The following is a 6216-nucleotide window of genomic DNA, read 5'->3' on the forward strand; positions in this document are numbered from 1 at the left end:
ATCGCCAGATCGCCGCCGGCGTCCACGGTCTCATCCGAGGCAAGCACGGTGTAGAGCGTCGAGCCGTCAGGCGTCATCGCCAGAACGTCACCCATATCGCCGACCGGCGCAGCGCCGCGGAGCGAGGCCGAGACATCAGTCGGGTCGATGTCATAGAGAGCGCCACCCTGCAGAGCCAGCAGTTCATTCGAATTGGGATCAAAGGTCAGGTCGGTGATGTCGCCGAACTGCGTGCCCTGACCGTCATCGATCGGGTAATCCGAGGCATACTGGTAACCGTCATCCAGGTCGAGCTTGCGCATTCCCGCGCTGCTGCCCGCGTACAGCTCCGTGGCGTAGACGGTGCAGTTGTAGGGCCGCGTCGTTCCGACGAGCTGCCCACTGTCGGCATCATTGGGATCGATCGCGATGCCGCTGAACCCGACCCCTGAGCTGCTACCGAGGGTGTAGAGACCATAGGTGCCCGAGCTGTCCGCGAAGTAGGGATCAATCGCAACCAGTGGCTCAAAGGCGCTGGCGTTGTCGGCGCCGCCGATGAGCACACCTTCCACGGCGTTGTCGCAGGTCATGTTGACGGGTGTGCTGCCCCAGGTCCAACCGGGTGAGTTGTAGGGATCGTAGTAGTCGAGCCCGCCCGCGGCCGAGAGCAGGAAGCTGTCACCGGGGTTGATCGAGCCACCCGAACCCACGAAGTAGAACGGATCGCAGATCCAGTGATTCTTTTCGCGCCATTTCTTGGTATAGCCCACGTCGAAGTTGCTGAAGTTCCAGTCGGCCGTTTCGCAGTAGGGGGATTCACCGCCACGCGCGCTGGCCGCCGCCTGACCGACCTTCATGCCCGCCAGACGGAACGTGCCGGGCGAGCCATAGAGGTAGGGATGCTCGACACGCATGTCGCCACTTTCGTCGATGGCGCAGGACATGGGCTTGTTGAAGCGACGGACCTTCACGTTCGCAACATTGGTGAGCGCATTGGGATTGAGGGGAACATTGTCGACCTCAACCGCCGGGAGCGGATAGCAGTATTCGGGATATTCAGGGTCCTCGGGATCGCAGATCTGCGAGGGAACCACGTCCTGCTCGTAGTAGGAATCGTAGTATGCCTGGTTCGTAACCGGACCGCTGAAGTAACAGGGCGTGAAATCGAAGTTCATCACCTTGCAGGGGTCGTTGGGATCGTAGAGGTTGATGATGTTCACGCTGCTCTTCTGCCAGAGCGCGCCGCCGGGATAGGGAATGCCGAAGGTCGGCACCGACACCGTATTCCACACTGTCGGGAACGCGGGCGGTTCGGTCGGAAGCAGGCCGCGTCCGCCCAGTCCGCCGCCGGAGCTGGAAAAGAGTGCGTTCATCGACTGACCGGTGAGGATCAGGCCGCCGGCACTGGTCTGCTGATAGGAGCCATTCGAGTCGACCACGTAGCTGACCGCGCGGTTGCCGACCGCCATGGTCTCGCCGTATTCGGCGGTCTGCACGAGGGCTTCGCCAAGCAGAGAGGGCAGGCCCAGCGGGTGCATGGTGCTCGTCGTCGCGGTACCGTCGGAATTCGCCGGCGTAGTGAAAACTTCTTCGCTGAAGTTCATGGTCAGGCGCGCGTTGCGTGCGCAGCCGTTGAGTTCCAGATCCTGCGTGTTGGGCATCCCGCTGGCGGTTGTATTCACGTAGATGCCCTGCTCAAGACCCTGCTGGCCGATGAAGGGAATACCGAAGAACCAGGTGTCATCAAAGGAGCCCGAGACTTCAAGGTTCTGGCCATTCACCATCGAGTAACCGAAGGCATCAACCGGACCGTAATCGCTGACCCCGACGCCGGTGTAGACACCGAAGATGTCCACACGACGGTTGGCCGGAGGACCCCAGTAGGGGCTGCCGGCGCCGAGGCTGTAGCAACCGGCGCTGCCGCAGTTGACCGCGGCGGTATTCGTTCCGACATAGGGCACACCGAAAATGCTGTCCCAGGCAATGACCGTCGCGGCATCGCCGGTGATCGGGCTGCCGGGAACGGCGCAGCCATCACCCGAAGCAACTGTCACGTTGCCGGTCATGGGGGCATAGCCCGGACCGTTGCCGAACTCGCCATAGCCCGCCGGCGGCGGAAGCTGCTCCATGTAGCTGTCCCACCACGCAAGCTGGATGCCGACGTCGCCGACGTCGGCGCTGCTGGAGCTGGTGCCCTTGCCCTGCGAGTTCACCGGGGGGCTCATTGAATCGCTGTTGCTGCCGCGATAAAGCGTGGAACCGAACATCAGCTCGGTTGTCAGGACGAATGGAGGCGAGTAGTAGGGGTCGCCACCCTCGATATCGACGTTGTTGGTCCAGAAGACGTAGGCGCGAATTTCCAGGGGCGTCGTGTTCGGGACCAGGAAGGGCACGACCACGGTGCAGTCGAAATCGAAAGGCCCGCAGGCCTCAAGCTGCTTCATGAAAGCGGTGCCGAGAATTTCGGTCGTCGCAACCGGACGCTTGTCCTCGGAACCGTAGTCCACCGGGAACGGGTCGCTCTCGGGCCCCTCGCTTTCCATGCGCACGTTGTAGGCTTCCAGACGCACCAGCAGGAGGTCGTAGTAGTCGCTCTCCTGGCCGATCATGATTGCCTTCAACGCATCTGCCGAAATGGTCAGTTCGCTCTGGACGATCTGCTCGCTCTTGGAGCAACCGGTCGTCACCATCGCGATCAGCCCGAGGGCCGCGCACACCATCCAACGCCGCAGCGATACACTCTTCATTGTCTTCTAATCCCCTTTGCCCGTCCCGCGTGAAATACGTGAGGGCGAAACATCCCAAATTGATGTCCGGTCAAGTCTATCACCCACCGGATCTTGCGCGCCGTGATCCACTTATCACTTTGGAAAAGTTTCACGCAACGCGCCACAGGCCGCAATACAACCCCGCCGGTACAGTATGATTGAACACCTGCCCGACCGGGTCCCTCCGGCCTGTCCCGACGTCCCGACCGCGCCCTCCGCGCGGCTCTGCGCCGATTGGGCCAATTATATCGTTTCGGGGCCCCTGGGCAAGCCGGGCGTGTTTTTCGCGGGGCGCCGGGGCCCGGTGCCCCGCCCCCGGATTCGGACCAGCCGGGGCGGGCCGCCCCTTTGGGTGAACGGCACATCACTTTTCCCTTGCCCCTCCTTATAGGGTCGGTTAGACAGGCTCGGAGCCGCCCCGGGCCCCAAGTGGCCCCAGATGGCTCTCCCCGCCGGGCCCAGGGCCCCCAAAAGCGGGACAAATCGCCCACATTCAGGAGTCAGCAAATGTTCAAGAAAGTCCTGATCGCCAACCGCGGCGAAATTGCGCTGCGCGTCATCAAGACCTGCAAAAAAATGGGGATCGCCACCGTGGCAGTCTATTCCGACGCCGATGCCGAGGCCCCCTTTGCCAAGGAAGCCGACGAGGCCCACCACATCGGCGGCTCGCAGGCGGCCGAGAGCTATCTCAATGCAGCCAAGATCCTCCAGGTGGCCAAGCAATCGGGCGCCGAGGCGGTCCATCCGGGCTACGGTTTCCTCTCGGAGAACACCCACTTCGCCGCCGAGTGCAAGGAATCGGGCATCGTCTTCATCGGCCCGTCCTCCCACGCGATCGAGCACATGGGTGACAAGGCCACGGCCCGCACCCTGATGGAGAAGGCCGGCGTGCCCTGCGTGCCCGGTTCGGACGCCACCCTCGAAGATGCCGAGGAGGCCAAGAAGGTCGCCGCGAAGATCGGCTACCCGGTCCTTCTCAAGGCCAGCGCCGGCGGCGGCGGCATCGGCATGGTACCCGTGCCCAGCGAGGACAAGATGGAGAAGGCCTTCGAGACGGCCAGCTCCCGCGCGCTCAAGGCCTTCGGTTCGGGCGCGATGTACATCGAAAAGCTCATTCAGAACCCCCACCACATCGAAGTGCAGGTGATGGGCGACACCCACGGCAACGTGGTCCACTTCTTCGAGCGCGAGTGCTCCATCCAGCGCCGCAACCAGAAGGTCATCGAAGAGAGCCCGGCGCCGCTCTACAAGAAGCTCGAGGGCGGCGAGGCCATGCTGGAAAAACTCTACGAGACCGCCGTCGCGGCGGCCAAGTCGGTGGAGTATGACAACGCCGGCACGATCGAGTTCATCGCCGACGATGACGGCAACTACTACTTCATCGAAATGAACACCCGCCTGCAGGTCGAGCACGGCGTGACCGAGCTGGTCACCGGCACCGACCTCGTGGAGCTGCAGCTTCGCGTGGCCGCCGGCGAAGAGCTGCCCATCAAGCAGTCGGACATCAAGCGCAAGGGCGCGGCCATCGAGTGCCGTATCTGCGCGGAGAACCCCAAGAAGATGTGGTTCCCGGCGCCCGGCAAGATCGAGGAATACACCCTGCCCGAGGGCGAGGGCGTGCGCGTCGACAACGGCGTGAACGCGGGCTACACGATCACGCCCTTCTATGATTCCATGGTCGCCAAGCTGCTCGCCTACGGCGAGACTCGCGACCAGGCCCTCGACCGCGCCTACGACGCGCTGGGCAACTACAAGATCGTCGGCCTCACGACGAACCTCGCAGCCCACCGCCGCATCATCCGCGACGAGAAGTTCCGCGCGGGCGTCTACACCACCGCCTTCCTCGAGGGCATCGACTGGAAAAACGAGGAGCTCGAAGAGCTCTGAGCCTCCTCCCTGTGAACCGAAAAGGGCGGCCACCTGGCCGCCCTTTTTTATTTGCCCTTCCACACCGGCTTGCGCTTTTGCATGAAGGCCATGATGCCTTCCTTTGCGTCGTCGGTGGCGAAGCATTTCTGCAGCATGTCGTTGAGGTAGGGCAGCGAATCCTCGATGGCCATGTCGGACTGCTTGTAGAAGGCCTCGAGGCCGAGCTTCATGATGACCGGCGACTTGCTCGCGAGTTTTTCGGCGAGTTCGGCGACGGCGCTGTCCAATTGATCGTCGGGGACGGCGTGGGTGATGAGGCCCATGTTCTCGGCCGCGGCGGCATCGATGCGCTCGCCCAGGAAGATGAGCTCCAAACCCTTGCGGCGGGGCACGGCGCGGAAGATGTTGGCCATGATCATCATGGGGAAGATGCCGCGGTCGATCTCCGGCGTGCCGAAGGTGGCGCTCTGCTCGGCGATGGCGAACTGGCAGGCGCACATGAGCCCCAGGCCGCCGGCGAGCGCATACTTCCGGACCTTCGCAATCACCGGCTTGCCGATCTGCTGCATGGCCAGGTTCAGCTCGACGAAGCCCCCGCGCTGGGGAACGTCGCTCTTCTTGCCCATGCCTCCCAGATCGCCGCCCGAGCAGAAGCAGTCGCCCGCGCCGGTGAGTACGATGACCCGGACCTCGGCATCGTCGCGCGCGGTCTCGAGCGCAACGATGAGCTCGTTGACCAGGTTCGGCGAGAGCGCGTTCTTCTTCTGCGGCCGGTTCATGGTGAGCGTGCACACGTGGCCGTCGACTTCGTAGATGAGATCCTCGAACGGGGGGATTTCCATGACATCCTCGGTGCCGGCGGTTCCGGCAGTTGGCGCCGATTGTTGGCACAGCCAGGGCGCGGAGCAAATCGGGAGGTGAATGCGGTTAAGGGACGCGGAAGCGCACAACTCAGCGCTTCCCCCGCAAACGGGGGAAGCTGCCCGACGTAGCTTGAGCGAAGTCGGGCAGATGGGGCACATGCGCGCTTCGCGCTTCGACTCAGCGCTTCCCCCGCAAACGGGGGAAGCTGCCCGACGTAGCTTGAGCGAAGTCGGGCTGATGGGGGCCCCCACTGTCCGCTGCGCGTCCAGCTCCCCCGCCTGCGGGGGAGCGCAACAGCGTTGCGCCTTCAGCGCTTCTTTTGTTCCGGCGATCTCCCTCGCCGTCGGGGGACGCTGCGCGCCTCCTTTGTTCATACAGAATCTCGCCACTCGGCGGGGCTGCGTTCCGGCCCATTCTTCGTAGGGGCGGGGTCGACCCGCCCTCTGATTGCGCAACCGGTTCGAGGGAGGGCGGGTAAACCCCGCCCCTACACCGGCGTTGCGTGCGATGGGCCCGCGCGTCAGTTCTCGCACTCACCCCGGCGGCGCCCGCTCTCCCGCGTCGGGGACTTCTCCGGCCGCATCTTTTCCAATGCACTTGCGCTCACTTTCTTGCGCGACCGGCATGCCCGGCCAGCACTCGCAGGCCATGACGGGCGTGAACGCGGCGGCCGCTTCGACGCCGTGGGTTCTTGCGAGCAGGACGCGGTAGAGCCGCGAGGTCCACTTCAGGCGCG

At 63.8% G+C, this 6216-nt stretch carries 4 protein-coding genes; 1 reads left to right on the top strand and 3 read right to left on the bottom strand.

Annotation, left to right across the window (positions count from 1 at the left end; genetic code table 11):
- Positions 1-2726, bottom strand: a 2726-nt coding sequence (locus tag KDH09_14745; protein MCB0220954.1) for a hypothetical protein, incomplete at its 3' end; no start/stop codon positions are given.
- Positions 2727-3254: 528 nt separating this feature from the next.
- Between KDH09_14745 and KDH09_14750 the strand changes: the two genes are divergently transcribed.
- On the top strand, positions 3255-4634 hold the full coding sequence (locus tag KDH09_14750) for an acetyl-CoA carboxylase biotin carboxylase subunit (GenBank protein MCB0220955.1): 1380 nt from the start codon (positions 3255-3257) through the stop codon (positions 4632-4634).
- A gap of 47 nt (positions 4635-4681) precedes the next feature.
- Here the strand turns inward: KDH09_14750 and KDH09_14755 are convergent, their stop codons facing one another.
- Positions 4682-5458, bottom strand: a complete 777-nt coding sequence (locus KDH09_14755; protein ID MCB0220956.1) for an enoyl-CoA hydratase/isomerase family protein — start codon at positions 5456-5458, stop codon at positions 4682-4684.
- Positions 5459-6013: 555 nt separating this feature from the next.
- Positions 6014-6216: hypothetical protein (locus KDH09_14760; GenBank protein ID MCB0220957.1), on the bottom strand; the 203-nt coding region annotated here is incomplete at its 5' end.

It is taken from the genome of Chrysiogenia bacterium, from assembly GCA_020434085.1.
Lineage (GTDB): Bacteria > JAGRBM01 > JAGRBM01 > JAGRBM01 > JAGRBM01 > JAGRBM01.

What these genes read in the sequence shown, in the direction of transcription:
- KDH09_14750 (MCB0220955.1), top strand. Translation starts at nt 3,255, where the DNA reads ATGTTCAAGAAAGTCCTGATCGCCAACCGCGGCGAAATTGCGCTGCGC.
- KDH09_14755 (MCB0220956.1), bottom strand. Translation starts at nt 5,458, where the DNA reads ATGGAAATCCCCCCGTTCGAGGATCTCATCTACGAAGTCGACGGCCAC.